Here is a 17606-nt window from a genome sequence, read left to right on the forward strand (position 1 = left end):
CGCGTGCGGCGCGGATTCCGCGGCGACTCCGCGGCGACTCGCGGCGGCCCTGCGGGACGTGCGAGGGGCCCGCGATGAGCCGGCCCGCGGCGGGCCCGCGGCGATCCCGTGAAGGGCCCGCGGCGTCGCGGGCGGGCGCGGAAGGAGCCGGCCGGCGGAGGCACGACGACGTGGACAGGATGAGGACCCGGAAGTGACCGAGCGGATGGAGTTCGGAATGCGGGCGGCGGTCGGCGAGGCGCCCCAGGCGGCCGACGGCGCCCCGGAGCCGTCGGAGACGGCGCGGACGCTGCCGCCGGACGCCTCGGTCGACCTGGCGGCCGAACGCGCCGGCACGCAGGTCGACGAGGTGCTGGACGCGCTCGACGCCGAACTGGTGGGGCTGGCGCCGGTCAAGACGCGGATCCGGGAGATCGCGGCGCTGCTGCTGGTGGACCGGGCGCGGGCCCGCTTCGGGATCGACTCGGGCCGACCCAACTTGCACATGTGCTTCACCGGCGGCCCCGGGACCGGCAAGACCACCGTCGCGCTGCGGCTGGCGGAGCTGCTGCACCGGCTCGGCTACGTCCGCAAGAGCCACCTGGTGTCGGTGACCCGCGACGACCTGGTCGGCCAGTACGTGGGGCACACCGCGCCCAAGACCAAGGAGGTCCTCAAACGGGCCATGGGCGGGGTGCTGTTCATCGACGAGGCCTACTACCTGTACCGGGCCGAGAACGAGCGCGACTACGGGCAGGAGGCCATCGAGATCCTGCTCCAGGTCATGGAGAACCGGCGCGACGACCTGGTGGTGGTGCTGGCCGGATACAAGGACCGGATGGACTCCTTCTTCGCCTCCAACCCCGGGATGAGCTCCCGGATCGCCCACCACATCGACTTCCCCGACTACACGGTGGAGGAGCTGGAGGCCATCGGGCGGCTGATGGCGGAACGCCAGGGCTACCGGCTGGCCCCCGAGACCGAGCCGGTGTTCCGCGACTACCTGGAGCGGCGCCGGGCCCGCCCCCGCTTCGCCAACGCCCGGTCGGTCCGCAACGCCATCGAACGCGCCCGGCTGCGGCACGCCAACCGGCTGATCGCCGCGGGCGGGCGGGTCGGCCTGGACGACCTGACCGTGCTGCGGCCGGAGGACTTCCTCGCCAGCCGGGTCTTCGCCGACCCCGATCGACCCTCCTGAACCGCCCCCGACGCCGATCGGCCGGTCCGGCGCGCTCGTCGGAGGATGGGACGAACTCCGCGATGTCCTATGTTTGGGTGCAGCGAATCTTTTCCGACGAGCACACCGGAGCAGGCCCGGGACGACGAGCGCCGCCCGGGCCACCCCCGGTCGAGAAGGGGGCGGTGACGACGGGACGAGCTGGGGGAGACGTGCGCAACCCTGAGGACCTGTACGAGCTGTCCGGTGATGTGCCGCAGATGACGGACCCCGTCCTGCTCTACACCCTGGACGGTTTCGTCGACGCGGGCCTGGTCGCTCAGCTGGTGCGCGAGCATCTGCTGAACTCGCTGGAGCACCGGGTGATCGCTCGTTTCGACGTCGACTCCCTGATCGACTATCGGGCCCGCCGTCCGCCGCTGATCTTCGACCGCGACCACTGGGCCTCCTACGACGCTCCCGAGCTGGTCGTCCACCTGGTCCGCGACGAGGCCGGCAAGCCCTTCCTCTTCCTCACCGGCCCCGAGCCCGACCGCCTGTGGGAGGGCTTCGTCGCCGCCGTCCGCTCGCTGGTCGAGCGGCTCGGCGTCCGCCTGTCGGTCACCTTCCACGGCATCCCGATGGGCGTTCCGCACACCCGCCCGGTCGGCATCACCCCGCACGCCACCCGGCCCGGGCTGATCACCCGCAACCCGATGTTCGACCGCGTCCAGGTGCCCGGCAGCGCCGCCGCCCTGCTGGAGCACCGGCTGGGCGAGGCCGGGCACGACGCCATCGGCTACGCCGTCCACGTCCCGCACTACCTGGCGCAGGCCGCCTATCCCACCGCCGCGGTCGCCGCCCTGGAGGCCGTGATCGCCGCCACCGGGCTGGTGCTGCCGTCGGACGCCCTCCGCGAGGCCGCCGCCCGCACCGAGGCCGAGATCGCCGAGCAGGTCGCCGGCAACGACGAGGTCCTCAAGGTCGTGCGCGCCCTGGAGGACCAGTACGACGCCTTCGCCGGCGGCGCCGAGCGCGAGAGCCTGCTGGCCACCGAGCAGGAGATGCCCACCGCCGAGGAGCTCGGCGCCGAGTTCGAGCGCTTCCTCGCCGAGCAGCGCCGCGCCGACGACTCCGACCCCTCCCTGTAGGCCCGCCCCGCCCGCGCCGCGCTCAGCGGCCGTCGGCGAGGGCGCGGGCGGCGCGGGTGTGGAAGTCGGTGCCGAGGATCTCCTCCCAGCGCCGGGAGAAGAGCGCGAGGAACTCGCGGCAGTCCTGGGCGAGCCGGGCGAAGCTCCAGCCGTCCTCGGCGGGGCAGCACTCGTGGGCGGGCCAGGTCCAGGGCTCGTCGAGCCCGGCCGCCACCACGCGCTCGCACAGCAGGACCGCCGCGGCGTGCGTCCGCAGCTGGTCGAACGTGAACTCCGTGTCGTCGACGTAGTAGTGGAACAGGTCCAGTGAACGCCAGATGATCTCCCGCCCCCGCTCCAGCATCCCCTCGCGGGCGCACAGCTCCAGATGCGCCGCCACCTCGGCCGCCCCCCGCGCCGTCGTCCAGGTGCGTTCGTGCACCTCGCAGGCCCGGTGCGGCCGCCGTGCGCGCAGATAGGCCGGGAGCAGCAGATCCTCGCGCTCGGTGTCGCCGGCGGCCAGGAGCGGCTCCATCGTCACGACCGCCTCGACGTCGCAGCCCAGATCCAGCCACCACTGGACGCCGCGCAGCAAATGCTCCCGGGAGACGAAGCGGTCGGGGTGCGGCAGCTGCAGGAAACGCGCCCGGGCGGCCCGCGCCGCCTCCCGGTCGCCGGCGCGGGCCTCGACCCACGTCCGGAACCACCGCACGTGGTGCAGGTCGTCGGTGCCGGGACGGCAGTGCCGCTCCGCGAGGTCGAGGAACGCGCGGATCTGCCGGAGGTGCACCCCCGGGCGGGTCAGGACGCGAGAGAGCGCGACCGGGACGGCCCGCCACAGCGCGGCCACCCGGTCCGCGCCGAGCAGGGTCGGCCGGGCGTGGTGGGCGCGGAACAGCTCCACCAGGCAGGCGAACAGATCGGCGCGCCAGCTCTCCCGGTCCGGATGCAGCAGGTCCTCCAGCCGGATGAGCCGCGCCTCCAGCAGCGCCTCCGGCTCATCCGCGGCGAGCGCGTTCTGCATCACCCGTTCGGCGAGGCGGATCCGGGGCAGGCCGGGCTCCATCGCGCGGGCCCGCTCCACGGCCCGCCGCAGGCCGTCGGCGTCGGCGGCGTCCAGATGCGGCGACGGCGGGGGAGCGGTGAGGCGAAGGGGCGGCGCGGTCTCGGGCGGCAGGTCGAGCCGGTCGACGATCGGCTCGGCGTGCAGCAGCGCGTCGATGCGGTCGCTCACATGCGACGTGCCGTTCAGCTCGTCCAGATGCCGGGCGAAGTTCATCGCGCTCCAGCGCAGCTCGGCGCCCAGCTCGGCGTAGGAGCGGATGACCAGCCGGTCGCAGTCGGCGCCCGCGCAGCCGCACGGGCTGACCCATTCCCGGTCCAGGCCCTTCTCGGCGGCGCGCCGGCACAGCAGCGCCGCCGCCGCCACCGTCCACACGGCGTCGAACCTCGCCGACGCCCTGGACTCGAAGCCCAGGCCGATCCGCTCTCCGAAGTTGCGGTGCAGCACCTCCAGGCCGCGTTCCTCGTTCCCGGTGCGGGCGCAGAACTCCAGAAGCGCCGCGACCTGTTCGAGCTTCAGATCGGAGCGCGCATGGGTGCGCTGGTGCACGGCGATCGCCTCCGCCGTGCGCCCCATCCGCAGGTACGGCATGAGCAGGGGGGACTCATCGCCCCCGTGCTCGTCCTCGGGGTCGAGGAACTCTCCGGTGAGCACCGGCGTCAGCGCTTCGACGGCGAGATCGTCCCTCCCCAGCCGTGCCCACATGGTGGCCGTGCGCGCGGCCACGCCGGCGGGGATGAAGACCCCTTTCGGCGGGGGCTGGGTGCGCAGCCTCCGCCACAGCCGCTCGACCTCGTCGCGGTGTCCGCACCGAGCCGCGAGGCTCATGCGCACGTGATCCAGCGCGTAGCGTCCGTAGTGCGCGGGCGGGCAGTACCGTTCCACCTCGTCGATCAGCCGGCGGACCTGGTCGGCGGGTTCGGGGAAGTGCAGGGCGAACGCGCTGAGCACCTGGAGGATCTGCGCCCACATCGCCCGGACGTTGCCCTCGGGGTAGCGGTACGGCTCGGCGTGCCACATCAGCAGGCACTGGCGCAGCACGACCAGCCACTCTCCGAGGACCTCGCGGGGGTGGTTCCGCCACGGCTGGCTGCGCAGCCCGAATCCGTGGTCGAGACGGGCCTCGAACAGCAGCTCGGGGTCGCCGAGGGCCTCGGCGTGGCGGAGGTTCGCCCTCGCCGTCGCGCGGTAGTGCTCCGTCGCTCCGTCGAGCTCCTTCGCCGCGTCGAGCAGCGCCCGCAGCTTCCGCCTGTCGACGGTCACGGCGTCTCCCGGTGGACGGCGTGTTCGACGAGGCCGAGGAACGCCCGGTTCACCGCCGCCACGTCCTCGGGGCGCATGGGGCGGCGTCCGGCCAGCAGCGCGTACCCGTACAGCGCCTCGACCGCGAGCACGACCACCTCGGTGTTCACGGTGCCGGTCAGGCGGGCGATCAGCGGGTTGCGGTGGTTGAACACCAGCATGGGCCGTGCCCGCTCCACGGTGTCGGCGGCGAACTGCGCCCACACCCCGCCTGCCTCCTGCGGGTCGGCGGCGGGACCGGTGCCCTCCAGGTACAGCACCGGCAGCGTGGCCGGGGCGAACGCGCGCAGGGCCGGTTCGCAGCCGTGGCCGGCGAGGGCGCGTTCGGCGATGCGGAGGAAGTCGCGGGCGGCGAACGCGACGTCGGGACCGACCGGGTCGAGCCGGGTGGCCAGCTCCGCGGGCTCCAGCCGCCGCACGTCCAGATCCGGATCGAGCAGCCGCAGCCGCTCCAGGATCTCGACGTCGTAGGCGTAGCCGCCGTTCACCAGGGCGATCCCCTGGGCGGCGGCGATGCCGGCGAACTGCTGGAACTCCTCATCCTGCGCGGTGTAGCGGATCGTGCGGTGCCGGGCACGGAACCGGGAGAGCGGGATCTCGCCCTCGCTGGTCTGGAACGCGATCCACTCGTCCACCACGCGCAGCATCTCCACATCGCGCGTGGCCATGGCCTTCACGCCCAGGCCGTGCACCGCCAGGAACGCGCGCAGCCGCTCGGGCTCGGTCGCCGCCAGCCGCAGCAGCCAGCCGCGCAACTGCCCGCCCAGCGCCTCGCGCGTGCGGTCCAGCAGCTCGTCGTCGTACAGCTGCTCCCGGCTCGCGGTGGGCCGCAGCTCCTCGCTGTCGAGCACGCAGCGCACGAAGAACGCCCACTCCGGCGTGATCTGCTCGGCCCGGTCGCTCAGGAGCATGCGCTTGAGGTAGACCCGGTGCCGAGCCGGCTCTCCCGGGCTCGTCTGGTGCGGCAGCACGTACGCCACGCCGCGCAGTCCCGCCTCGGGCACCGCCAGGTCGATCACGTCGAAGGGCTCGGCGCCCACGATCCGCGTCCCGTACTGCAAGAGCGCCCGTCGACGCTCCCGCTCCGTCGGCCACTCGCGCTCCCAGGGCGGCGGGCCCTCGGTGACCGGCTCCCCGTTCACGCGGATGTCGTAGGGGAGCAGCGCCCCGTAGTGCCGCGCCAGCTCCATGACCGTGGACGGCTCCAGCCAGTGCTCGAAGTCCCGGCGGGCGCGCAGGGTCACGGTGGTGCCGGCCTGCTCCCGCCGCCCCTCCCGCACCGTGTAGTGCCCGTCGGCGTGTCCGCGCCACACGACGGCGGGCGCGTCCTCGACGGCGCTCTTGGTCACCACCTCGATCTCGTCGGCGACCAGGAAGCACGACAGCAGCCCGATCCCGAACTGCCCGAGGAAGTCGTGCCGGGCGAACCCCAGCTCGTCCCGCTTGGAGGAGTTGCCGATCGTCGCCAGGAGCCGGTGCACCTGCGCCTCGGTGAGCCCGATCCCCGTGTCGTGGATCTGCAGCTCTCCGTCCCCCCGCGCCCGGATGCGGATCGCCGCGTCCCAACCCCCGCCGCGCGCGGTGATCGCGTCCACCGCGTTCTGCAGCAGCTCGCGCACATAGACCCGAGGGCTGCTGTACAGGTGGCGGCTGAGCAGGTCCACGACCCCCCGCAGGTCGACGCTGAAGTTCCGCATCGCGCCCGGCTCGCTCGCATGTCCGCTCATCACGCCATTGGGATGATATCCGTCCGTCTTCGGTTCATCGAATCCGCCGCGGGGTCCGCTTCCGGTCCCATAACCGTTTCGCGATCGCCCCCTGGAACCGGGTACGCTTTCCCGGTCTGAGAGGGCTTGTCGGACCTCCGTTCCGGGCGCATAGCTCAGTGGTAGAGCACTCGCCTTACAAGCGAGGGGTCGCAAGTTCGATCCTTGCTGCGCCCACCGGCGCAAAGGCCCCGTTCTCGATCATGGGAGCGGGGCCTTTGCATCGTCGGCGTGCCGTCGGCCCGTGCGAGCGTTCCGCTTCCGCCGCGGAATCGGGGTGTCCTCCGCCGTCGGCCGATCGGGGCCCGCGCCCGGGCGGCCCGGTGCGAGCCGCAGCGGCCGGCGCCGGCGCGTCGGCGCCGTGCCGATCCGCTGCACGGGCTCGGCTCCACCCGATGCCTCCGACACCCGATGCGTCTGGAACCCGCCGCCGTGCCGGGCCACCGGCCTCGGTTTCGCGTCCCCGATCGCTTCTGCGGCGACGGCCGTTCGCCGCCTCGCGCGCGGTCTTCATGCGGGCTTTCGCATCCGACCATGGCTCTGCGGTCGTAGGGCGCACGGCGGCGCCGAGACCTGCGGGGGAGCGGGGATTTGGCTCTTGAGCGGGGCGTGGATCCGAAGGGCGGATCTCTAGCGTGCGGTCAAACGCCCCTTCGAGACGACAGGGATCGCCCTCATGCCCGACACGCTCGCCTCCTCCGCCCGTCCGCGCCGTGCCGCCGGAAGCGACTTCGCCCCTCTGGCCCGCCGGGTCCGTGACAGCGGGCTGCTGGAACGGAGACGCGGCTACTACGCCGCCGCCATCACCGGGAACCTGCTGGCCACGGTGGCGATATGGCTGGCGGTGGCGCTGGCCGACCGGGCCTGGTGGGCGGTGGCGCTGGCGGTGCCGGCGGCGGTGGCGTCGGCGCGGACCGGGTTCCTCGGACACGACGCCGGGCACCGGCAGATCGCCCGGACGCCGCGGGTCAACCGGTGGCTGGGGCTGCTGTTCGGGAACCTGTTGACCGGGTTGAGCCATGGCTGGTGGAACGACAAGCACAACCGCCACCACGCCAACCCGAACCAGGTCGGCAAGGATCCCGACGTGGCGGCGGGGGTGCTGGTGTGGACCGCCGAACAGGCCGCCGAGCGCAACGGGTTCGCCCGGCACCAGGCGTACCTGTTCTTCCCGCTGCTGACGTTCGAAGGCTGGGCGCTGCGGGTGGCCGGGGTGCTCGACCTGCGGAACCGGCCGATGCGGCGGCGGATCGGCGAAGGCGCCCTGCTCGCCGTGCACGCCGCCGGGTACTTCGCGCTGGCGTTCACGCTGCTGGCCCCGGCACAGGCGGTGGCGTTCGTCCTGCTGCACCAGGCGGTGTTCGGACTGCACCTGGGGTGCGCGTTCGCGCCCAATCACAAGGGCATGGCGATGCCCGCGCCGGGGGAGCGGTGGGACCATCTGCGCAGCCAGGTGCTCACCTCGCGCAACATCCGGGGCGGCCGGATCACCGACTGGCTGCTGGGCGGGCTGAACTACCAGATCGAGCATCACCTGTTCCCCAGCGCCCCCCGCTGCAACCTGCGCAGGATCCGGCCGCTGGTCCGCGAGCACTGCGCCCGGGTGGGCCTGCCCTACACCGAGACCGGTCTGCTGGAGTCGTACCGGCAGGCGCTCGGGCACATGCACCGGGTGGGCGCGACGCTGCGTCAGTCATAGAAGCGCAGGGCGGCCGTGTCCGCCGACAGCTCGGCCCGCCGCCCGAACGGCAGGGTGAGCTGAGGGCGTCCGTGACCGGCCGGGAACCCCCACAGGATCGGGACGCCGAGGGGGCCGAGCCGGTCCAGCAGCATCGCGCGCAGCTCCGCCTCCTCCCCGCAGTCCAGGAACGAGCCCAGCACGATCCCCCGCACCCCCTCGAACCAGCCCGCCCGCAGCAGCTGGGTGAGGGAGCGGTCGAGCCGGTAGGGGGCCTCGGCGACGTCCTCGAGGAACACGATCCGCTCGCCCGGCGGGGGAACGCCCTCCTCGGCCCCGATGCTGGTGGCCAGCAGGGTGATCGTCCCGCCGTGCAGCAGGCCCCGCGCGGTGCCGGGGACGAGGGCCTCGCCGCGGGGCGCCGACAGGGCGTCCACGCCGGTGAACAGCGCCCGGCGCAGGGCCTCGGTGCTGACGGCGTCCCGGCCGAGCACGGTCCCGGCGGGCATCGGGCCGAAGTGGGTGACCTGCCCCAGCCGGCGGGCGAGCGCGGCGTGCAGGGCGGTGATGTCGCTGGAGCCGACGAAGACCTTGGGGCCGGCCCGCCTCACCCGCTCCCAGTCGATCAGGTCCACGATGCGCTGCGCCCCGTAGCCGCCGCGGGCGCACAGCACGCCCCGCACCTGCGGGTCGGCCCACGCCTCGGTGAAGTCGGCGGCGCGGGCGGCGTCGGGCCCGGCCAGGTAGCCGGTGGCCGAGCCCGCGTGCGGGGCCACCCGGACCCGCAGCCCCCAGTCCTCCAGGACGGCGATTCCGCGGCGGAGCGCGGTGGCGTCGACGGGGCCGCTGGGCGCGATCACGGCGACCAGATCTCCGGGTGCCAATCTCATGCGCGGCATTCTCCCCGGACGCGACCGGGCGGCGCGATTTGGTGCGCTCATTGCGGACGCCTGACGCGTCACTGGTCTTGACCGCCCTCCCCTCGGCAACGAGTCCGGAAATGGAATACGGCCAATGGCGTATTAAGCGGCTTTTGGGGAGTTGGGGAGTAAGGCATGGCCGAAGCGCCCTTCGGGTCTCATTCGGACGGCGGTCCGAGATCTCGTGCGCATCCCCGCGGGCGGTCCCGACGGCCTTTTCCGGGCGCCTGCCGGTGCACCGCCGCCGCGCGGCGGCGCCCCGGCCTGCGGAGGACGTCGCCTGAGCGTTACCGGGACCTCGTCGCCCTGCACGACGCGCTGTCGGCCGGCCCGCGGATCCGGATCGGCCGGCTGTGGGCCGGCGGGGCGACCACCGCCGCATGCGCGGCCTTGATCACGGTGATCGGGAGCCTCATCGCCCGCGGGCTGCTGGGGCTGCCGGTCCCCGTCCCCGTGAACCCGGCGAGCGCCCCGGTGGGCGTGGCCGCCGCCTACGCCTTGGGCGCGGCGGCGCTGACCCTCCAGGCCACCGCCCTGTTGCAGATGCTGATGGCGGTCGCGCCCCGCCCGGCGAGCGCGCTGGCCTGGGTCTGCGGCCCGATCACGGCGATCGCCACGGTCGTCCCGCTGGCGGTGCGGGCCCCGCTGGGCGCCGCCGTGGCCACCGCGGTGATCAATCTGGCCGCCGGCGTCGTGGTGATCTTCCTGTTGGCCGCCACCGCCGCCGTGGCCTCCCGCCGACCCGGGCCGCCCTCCCGCGGGCCGTGAGCCGGCGGACGCGGCCGCATGACCCGGCCGGGCGGACGCGGCCGGCGGAGGCCACGGACGCGCCTCGACGCCCGGCGGCGTCGGTCATTCGACGACGAGGTCCACGGGGACGTTGCCCCGGGTGGCGTTGGAGTAGGGGCAGACCGCGTGGGCGGCCTCCAGCAGCCTGCGGCCCTCCTCGGGGGACAGGTGGTCGGGCAGCTCGGCGCGCAGGGTCACGGTGAGCCCGAACCCGCCCTTGCCGTCGGGGCGCAGCCCGACCTCGGCGGTGACGGAGGCGTCGGTGACGTCCAGGTTCATCCGGCTCGCCGTCAGCTGCATGGCGCTGCTGAAGCAGGCGGCGTATCCGGCGGCGAACAGCTGCTCGGGGTTGGTGCCCGCGCCGTCGCCGCCCAGCTCGACGGGCCGGGCCAGGGCGACGTCCAGCCTGCCGTCGGAGCTGACGGCGCGGCCGTCCCGGCCGGAGGCGGTGGCGATGGCGGTGTAGAGGGCGCTCATGGGGGTCCTTTCGGGGGCGATGCGGGCGGATGAACTAGACAGACCTGTCTGTCTAGTTATGGGCAGAGTAGACAGACCTGTCTGGTAGCGTCAACTCCATGACCGCAGCACCGGCCCTGCGACGAGGCTCCGCGCGCCGCCGCATCCTGGACGCCGCCGCCGCCCTCTTCTACGGCGAGGGCATCCGCGCCGTCGGCGTCGATCGGATCATCGCCGAGGCCGGCGTGGCGAAGGCGACCTTCTATCACCACTTCCCGGCCAAGGACGACCTCGTCGTCGCGTACGTGCGGGAGGAGATCCGCCGCCAGCGCGACGCGGTCGAGCGCCTGCCCGCGACCGATCCGATCGGCAGGATCCTGGCCCTCTTCGACGCCCTCGGCGAGGTGGTCTGCGGCCCCGGGTTCCGCGGCTGCGTCTTTTTGAACGCCGCCGCCGAATATCCCGATCCCGACCATCCGGTGCGTCGCGCGGTCGAGGACTATCGTCGCTGGTTCCGCACCCTGGTGGCCGAGCTGCTGGAGGAGGCCGGGCATCCCGATCCGGCCCGCACCGCCGCGATCGTGCTGGCCCTGCGCGACGGCCTGGTCGTCGGCGGTCACCTCGACGACCCGCACCGCATCCGGGACCTGGCGCGCGACGCCCTCGCCCGCGTGCTGAAAACCCCCTGAACCGCCGCGGGGATCGATCCGATACCGGAGTTTTCAACGGGCCGTACGCAACGGGACGATTACTTTCCGTAATTATCATGCGCGGAGCGTATTGTTGATGGGCGGGATTCCGATGTCCTTTCGGGAGCCCGCGCGTTGACACGCTTGTCTCCCGGCCGTAACGGGCGTCGTCACGCCCGGCGGTATCAAGGAGGAGTCAACACCCGTACCCGTCCGTGAGGGGAGTTGAACACCACTTGATGATCGCTTCTCCCCGGAGCCTGCGTTCGGCGGTGGCCAATGTCACCGCCAAAGTGCTGCACGGCCAGGTCGCCGACCTGCGCCGCACTCCGGCGGACCAGATCGGCAGGGTCGCCGGACACCCCCTCTTCGGTTATCGGTCCCCGGACTGGCTGGTTCCCGTCGGCCCGCCGGTCCTGTTCGTCCCGTCCCCGGGCGCCCCCGCCCGATGCTTCGACCTGCGCCGCGGCGGCAGCCTGGCCGAGTACGTGGTCGGTGCGGGACGGCTCGCCTACCTGCTGGACCACCGCCCCGCGGTGGCCGGCGACCCGAAGGAACTGCTGACCGAATGGACGCTGTCGGTGCTGCCCGCGGCCGTCCGGAAGGTGAGCCGGAACGCCGACGGGCAACCGGTTCAGCTCGTCGGCTGGAGCCTCGGCGGCGTGCTGGCGCTGCTGACCGCCGTCGACGCCACCCTCCCGATCGCCTCGGTCGCGGCGATCGCCCCCCTCCTGGTGCCCCGGCGGCTCCGCCCCGCCGACCGCCTGGCCGGTCTGGAACGGGCGCTCCGGCGCTCCTACCGCACCGTCACCCGCATCGACGATCGCGACTACCTCGCCCAGCAGGAGGCGGTGGACCGCTTCCACGCCGCCGTGGAGGCCCACCCGGGCCACGAGCTCGTCGACGCCTGCGCCGCCCTGCTGGCCGAGGCCGACCTGCCCGGCGGGGAGATCGTCCTCGCCGACCGCCGTCTCGACCTGGCGAAGATCAAGGTGCCGGTGCTGGCCGTCGCCGGCGACCGCGACCCCCTGGCGCCGCCCCGCGCGGTCCGCGAGCTGACGCTGGCGCTGCGGTCCGCCCAGCAGGTCCGGTTCGAGATCGCCCCCGGCGACCATCTGGGCGTGCTCACCGGACGGTCGGCGCGCGAGACGACCTGGTCCCACCTGGACCGCTGGCTGGATGAGGGAATCCTGCGGCACGGCATCCGGCCGCAGCGGCATCAGACCGCCGCCACGGGCACCGACCGCTAGCCCCGCGGCGACCCACGGCCTCGGCCGGCACGCCCCCACGGCCGCACCTCACGGTGGCGCGTGCGCCCGGAGCCCCCGTCCCCGGAGGCGCCCGCATTCCGGCCGGGCCGCGACCTCGCGAACGGCGGCCCCGTCACCGCGCCTCCCGTCCCACCGGTGTCCCGTCCCCTTCCGGCGGCGTGCCCGAGGCTCCGACGGCCGCCGCTGCGGGCCGAGGCGGACCGAGATGGGCCGAGGCGGATCCGGACGGCCTCGTGCCGGCCTCGTGCCGGCCTCGTGTCGGCTCCGTGCCGGCCCCGTGCCGGCTCTGTGTCGACCGGTGACGCCGCCGCCTCATGCCGGGCCGGCGACGCCTGCGCCGGCCCGGCGCGCGCCCTTCGGGCGCGCGCCGCGTCCCCGCCCCTCGTCCCGCGGCGGGGCGGACGCGCGCGGCATGGCCGGTGATGGCCGGCGACGGCCGGCGACGCCCTCACGACGATTCTCGCCGCGGCGGGGGACATCCGGGTGACATCACGCCGACCGGACGGTGTCCCGCAGCCGACCGCCGGGCGACCGGTCAAGCGACCGTCCCGTCATGCCCACCCGTCATGCCCACGAGGCGTGTCGAAGAGTGATTGGATATTCACTGACAGTAACGTTCGCTATGTCGCGGGCCAGCCCGCGGCGGCGGGACACAACGGACACGTCGGGGGGCGTTGATGGCCGCGGACAACACCGCTGGGCGCGATCTGATCATCGGGGTGACCCCGTTCGGGCCGCCCTCGGCCCGGCTGGCCGTCGCCGTCGCGCGGGCGGGCGGCCTGGGCGCGCTGGACCTCGGGCTCGACCGGGAGGCGGCGCTGACCGCGTTGGAGCAGATGTGCCGCTGGTGGCACGGCCCGTTCGCGGTCCGCATCCCCGCCGGCTGCCCGGTCCGCCCCGAGGAGCTGCCCGAGCAGGCCTCCACCATGCTGGTCGACGCGCCCGCGCTGACCGCCGCGCAGCCCTACATGCCCGGGCGCCGGCTGCTGGTGGAGGTCGTCGACGCGGCCGAGGCGCAGGCCGCGGTGCGGATGGGCGCCGACGGGCTGGTCGCGCGCGGCTGCGAGGCCGGCGGCCGGGTCGGCGAGCTGACCACCTTCATGCTGCTGCAGCGGCTGCTGGGGGATCCGCAGCTGGCCCGGCCGGTGTGGGCGGCGGGCGGGATCGGCCCGCACACCGCCGCGGCGGCGGTCGCGGGCGGCGCGGCCGGGGTGGTGCTCAACGGACAGCTCGCCCTGGTCCGCGAGATGGAGCTGCCGCGCGAGGCGGCCGCGGCGATCGCCGCCATGGACGCCACCTGCACCCGCCTCGTCGCCGGGCACCGCGTCTACGCCGGCCCCGACCTGCCGGCGTTCGACACCGACGACCCCGCCCGGGTGCGGGCCTGTCTCGAGGAGGGCGGCCTGCACCATCGGCTGCTGCCGATCGGCCAGGAGGGCGCGTTCGCCCGCCCGCTGGCCGACCGGTACAAGACCGCCGGCGGCGTCGTGCAGGCGGTCCGCGAACAGATCGCCGCGCACCTGGCCGCCGTCGTCCGCACCGAGCCGCTGGCCCCCCGCGACGGCGCGCACCCGGTGCTCCAGGCCCCGATGACCCACGTCAGCGACAACGCCGAATTCGCCGCCGCCGTCGCCCAGGACGGCGGAATCCCCTTCCTCGCGCTGACGGCGATGCCCGGCGAGCGGGTGCGGCGGCTGCTGAGCGACACCGCCGAACGCCTGGCCGGGCGGCCGTGGGGCGTCGGGCTGCTGGAGACCGAGCCCGAGCCGGTCCGCGCCGAGCAGCTGGCGGCCGTCCGCGCCGTGCGCCCCCCGCTCGCGCTGCTCGCCGACGACGACCCGGGCCTGGCCGCGCTGCTCCAGGGCGCCGGGATCGAGGTCTGCCTGCAGGTGTCCGCCCCGGGGCGGCTGGACGAGCTGCTGGCCGGCGGCGTCCGCCGGTTCGCGCTCACCGGCATGGAGTGCGGCGGCCGCATCGGCCCCCTCGCCGCCTTCCCGCTGTGGGAGGAGCAGGTGGAACGGCTGCTGGCGTTCACCGCCGACCATCCCGACGCGGCCGCCGGACTGCACGTGGCGTTCGCCGGCGGCGTCCACGACGAGCGCTCGGCCGCGATGGTCGCCGCGCTCGCCGCCCCGCTGGCCGAACGCGGCGTCGGCGTCGGCGTGCTCATGGGCACCGCCTACCTGTTCACCCGCGAGGCGGTCGCGGCCGGGGCGATCGTCCCCGGTTTCCAGCAGACCGCCCTCGAATGCGACCGCACCGTGCTGCTGGAGACCTCCCCGGGCCGCGCCGTCCGCTGCGCCGCCACCCCGTACGCGACCGCCTACGAGCAGGCCCGCCTGGACCTGGCCGCCGCCGGGATGCCCCCCGAGGACATGTGGGCCCGGCTGGAACGCCTCAACCTCGGACGGCTGCGCCTGGCCAGCCGAGGGCTGCGCCGCCGCGGCGGGGAGACGGTGGAGGTCGGCCAGGACGAGCAGCGCCACGAAGGGCTCTACCCGATCGGGCAGGCCGCCGTGCTGCGCTCCCAGGTCACCACCGTCGCAGCCCTGCACGAGCAGGTCAGCGTCGGCGCCACCCGGATGGCGGGCGAGCGCGCCCGCGCCCTCGGCTCGGTCGCCGACCCCGCCCCCGCCCCCGCCGCCGACCCGCTGGACGTCGCCGTCGTCGGGATGGACTGCGTGCTGCCCGGGGCCCGCGACGCCCAGGAGTACTGGACCGCTCTCCTCTCCGGCGCCGGCGCGATCATCGAGGCGCCCGCCGAGCGGGGGGACCCGCAGGTCTGCCGGGACCCCGGCGCCGGCGGCGACGACCGGACGCCGTCCACGTGGGGCGGGTTCCTCCCGGACGTGCCGTTCGACGCGGCCGGATGGGGCCTGCCCCCCGATCCGCCGGACGGTGTCGACCCGGCCCAGCCGCTGGCCGTGCTGGTCGCCGCCCGCGCCCTGGCCGACGCCGGATACGCCGACCGCCCCTTCGACCGGTCCCGCACCTCCGTGATCTTCGGCGCGGACGCGGGCGCGGACCTCGGCGCCCACGGCGTCCGCGCCCTCCTCCCGCAGTACTGCGGAGGGCTTCCCGACGGCCTGGAGGAGCGGCCGCCCCGGCTCACCGAGGAGTCCCTGCCCGGCGTGCCGCCGAGCATGATCGCCGCCCGGGTCGCGACCCGGCTCGGCCTGGGCGGCGCCGCCTACACCGTCGGCGCCGGCGACGCCGCCTCCCTGGCCGCCCTCGCCGCCGCCTGCCGGGAGCTGACCTCGGGCGCCGCCGACATGGTGCTGTGCGGCGCCGTCGACCTGCGCAACGGCGTCGCCGGCCGCCTGGTGCACGCGGCCGCGGGAACGCTGTCGCCGACCGGCCGGTGCGCCCCCTTCGACGCCTCCGCCGACGGGACCGTGCCGGGGGAGGGCGTCGCCTGCGTGGTCCTCAAACGCCTCGCCGACGCCGAACGCGACGGCGACCGGATCTACGCCGTCGTCAAGTCGGTCGGCGCCGGCACGGAGGGGATGCGGCGGGCGCTGGAGCGGGCCTACCGGGCCGCCGGGGCGGACCCCGCCCGGGTCGGACTGGTCGAGGCGCACGGCACCGGGGTCCCCGAGGAGGACCGCGCCGAGCTGGCCGCCCTCACCGAGACGTTCTCCGACGCCGGGCCCGGCCGGGTGACGCTCGGCTCGGTCAAGTCCCGGATCGGGCACACCCGCTGCGCCGCCGGACTGGCCGGGCTGATCAAGACGGCCCGCGCCCTGCACACCGGGGTGCTGCCCCCCGCCGGCGACCTGCGCGAACCCCTCCCCGCCTGGAACCGGCGCACCAGCCCGTTCTCCTTCGGCGGCCGGACCGCCCGGCCCTGGCCGGCCGCCCCCGGCGACCGCTGGGCCGGGGTCAGCGCCTCCCAGCCCGGCGGCGCCCACTTCCACGCCGTGCTGGCCGGGTACGACGGCGCGCCCGAACCGGTGTCCGGGGTCGCCGACTGGCCCGCCGAGCTGTTCCTCGTCCGCGGTGCCGACCGGGACGCCGCCTGCGCCGCGCTGGACCGGCTCGCCGCCCTTCTGGCCGAGCACGGACCCGATGTCCGGCTCCGCGACCTGGCGCGCACCGCCGCCGAGCCCACCGGCGACCCGGTGCAGGTCGCGCTGGTCGCCACCGACCCGCGGGACCTGGCCGACAAGATCGACCGCGCCCGCCGGTTCGAGCCCGCGCCGGGGGTGTTCCCCGCCGCCGGCGCCGCGGACGGACGGGTGGCGTTCCTGTTCCCCGGGCAGGGCGGCCGGCGGCCCGGGACGTTCGCCGACCTGTTCGTGACGTTCCCCCGGCTGCAGCGGCTGCTGCGGCACGGCGACCGGCGGTACGCCGAGGCGCTGTACCCGCCCGCCTCGTTCACCGACGAGGACCGCAGGCGCCGGCGCGACGCCCTGGCCGACATCCGCCTCGCCCATCCCGTCCTCGGCATCACCGGGATCGCCGCCCACCGGCTGCTCACCGAACTGGGGGTGCGGCCGGACATGGCGGCCGGGCACGGCTACGGAGAGCTGGTCGCGCTGTGCGCGGCCGGGGTGTACGGAGAGGACGACCTGATCGAGCTGAGCGCCGCCCGCGCCGAGGCGATCCTGCGCTCGGTCCGCGACTCCGGCGCCGGCGACCCCGGCGCGATGGCCGTCGTCGCCGGCGCGCCCGAGGAGGTCGCCGCCGTCCTCGAGACGATCCCCGGCGTGGTCGTCGCCGGGCACGACGCGCCCCGCCAGGTGGTCGTCGCGGGCCCGACCCCCGCGGTGCAGGAGGCGGTGCGGGAGCTGGCCGCACGGGACCTGGCGGCCGAGCAGATCCCGGCGGCGTGCGCCCTCCACAGCCCGCCGGCCGCCGGCGCGGTGATGGCGCTGGGCGTGGAACTGGCCGGGCGGGCGCTGCGCTCCCCGGCGTTCCCGGTGTGGTCGAACGCCACCGCCGCCCCCTACGACGGCGCCCCCGACCGGCTGGCGGCCGCCCTCGCCGAGCAGGTCGCCGCCCCGGTCCGGTTCGTCGAGCAGATCGAGGCCATGTACGCCGCCGGGGCCCGCGTGTTCGTGGAGGTCGGGCCGGGGCGGGCGCTGACCCGGCTGGTCGGCCAGATCCTGGGGGACCGCCCGCACACCGCCGTCGCGGTCGACCGGTCCGCCGACCGCGACGCCCGCGGAAGCGCCATGCCGGGGCTGCACGGGCTGCTGCTGGCGCTGGCCGAACTGGCCGCCGCCGGGGTGGAGGTGGACGCGCTGCCGCTGTTCGCCGGCCGCGACGCGGTCGTCCTCTCGCCCGAGCGGCCGCCCGCCCGGCCCGGCTGGATCGTCAACGGCCACCGGGTCCGCGCCGCCGACGGCGACGAGCCGCCGGGCGGAGGGCGCCCGGCCGCGCCGATCGCCCCGCCGGCCCCGCC

11 protein-coding genes and 1 tRNA gene are annotated in these 17606 nt (G+C 75.2%); 8 read left to right on the plus strand and 4 right to left on the minus strand.

Features of this window, described 5'->3' with window-relative positions; translation table 11 throughout:
* Positions 1-193: 193 nt before the first annotated feature.
* Positions 194-1177 (plus strand): CbbX protein, encoded by a 984-nt coding sequence (gene cbbX / locus EIO00_RS22845; RefSeq protein ID WP_241661545.1) that lies wholly within the window; start codon positions 194-196, stop codon positions 1175-1177.
* A 191-nt stretch (positions 1178-1368) separates the two neighbouring features.
* Positions 1369-2286: a PAC2 family protein gene (locus EIO00_RS22850; protein WP_206664242.1), complete on the plus strand. Its 918-nt coding sequence runs from the start codon at positions 1369-1371 to the stop codon at positions 2284-2286.
* A 22-nt stretch (positions 2287-2308) separates the two neighbouring features.
* Here the strand turns inward: EIO00_RS22850 and EIO00_RS22855 are convergent, their stop codons facing one another.
* Positions 2309-4591, minus strand: a complete 2283-nt coding sequence (locus EIO00_RS22855) for a pentatricopeptide repeat-containing protein (RefSeq protein ID WP_140182302.1) — start codon at positions 4589-4591, stop codon at positions 2309-2311.
* Entirely contained in the window at positions 4588-6357 is a 1770-nt protein-coding gene (locus tag EIO00_RS22860; protein ID WP_140182304.1) for an HSP90 family protein, read from the minus strand. The genes EIO00_RS22855 and EIO00_RS22860 overlap by 4 nt, the downstream gene beginning before the upstream one ends.
* 144 nt (positions 6358-6501) lie before the next feature.
* On the opposite strand from EIO00_RS22860, the gene EIO00_RS22865 reads away from it, so the two are divergent.
* Positions 6502-6573, plus strand: a tRNA-Val gene (locus EIO00_RS22865).
* A 499-nt stretch (positions 6574-7072) separates the two neighbouring features.
* A complete protein-coding gene (locus EIO00_RS22870; RefSeq protein WP_140182306.1) occupies positions 7073-8095 on the plus strand; it encodes a fatty acid desaturase family protein in 1023 nt (340 codons plus the stop codon).
* On the opposite strand, the gene EIO00_RS22875 is transcribed toward EIO00_RS22870, so the two are convergent.
* Positions 8086-8964: a S66 peptidase family protein gene (locus EIO00_RS22875; RefSeq protein ID WP_140182308.1), complete on the minus strand. Its 879-nt coding sequence runs from the start codon at positions 8962-8964 to the stop codon at positions 8086-8088. The two genes, EIO00_RS22870 and EIO00_RS22875, sit on opposite strands and share 10 nt — an antisense overlap.
* Before the next feature lie 165 nt (positions 8965-9129).
* Here EIO00_RS22875 and EIO00_RS25720 point away from each other — a divergent pair, with 165 nt between their 5' ends.
* Entirely contained in the window at positions 9130-9762 is a 633-nt protein-coding gene (locus EIO00_RS25720; protein WP_277752899.1) for a DUF6069 family protein, read from the plus strand.
* Between the two features lie 84 nt (positions 9763-9846).
* On the opposite strand, the gene EIO00_RS22885 is transcribed toward EIO00_RS25720, so the two are convergent.
* Positions 9847-10260: an organic hydroperoxide resistance protein gene (locus EIO00_RS22885; protein WP_140182312.1), complete on the minus strand. Its 414-nt coding sequence runs from the start codon at positions 10258-10260 to the stop codon at positions 9847-9849.
* A 98-nt stretch (positions 10261-10358) separates the two neighbouring features.
* Between EIO00_RS22885 and EIO00_RS22890 the strand changes: the two genes are divergently transcribed.
* The 3 genes from EIO00_RS22890 to EIO00_RS22900 all read left to right on the plus strand — a co-directional run.
* Positions 10359-10928 carry a TetR/AcrR family transcriptional regulator gene (locus EIO00_RS22890; protein WP_140182314.1) on the plus strand — a complete coding sequence of 190 codons (570 nt, stop codon included), beginning with the start codon at positions 10359-10361 and terminating at the stop codon, positions 10926-10928.
* Between the two features lie 239 nt (positions 10929-11167).
* Positions 11168-12178, plus strand: a complete 1011-nt coding sequence (locus EIO00_RS22895; protein ID WP_140182316.1) for an alpha/beta fold hydrolase — start codon at positions 11168-11170, stop codon at positions 12176-12178.
* A gap of 698 nt (positions 12179-12876) precedes the next feature.
* Positions 12877-17606: type I polyketide synthase (locus EIO00_RS22900; RefSeq protein ID WP_140182318.1), on the plus strand; the 4730-nt coding region annotated here is incomplete at its 3' end.

The organism is Thermomonospora catenispora, assembly GCF_006363815.1.
GTDB classification, from domain to species: Bacteria; Actinomycetota; Actinomycetes; order Streptosporangiales; family Streptosporangiaceae; genus Thermomonospora; species Thermomonospora catenispora.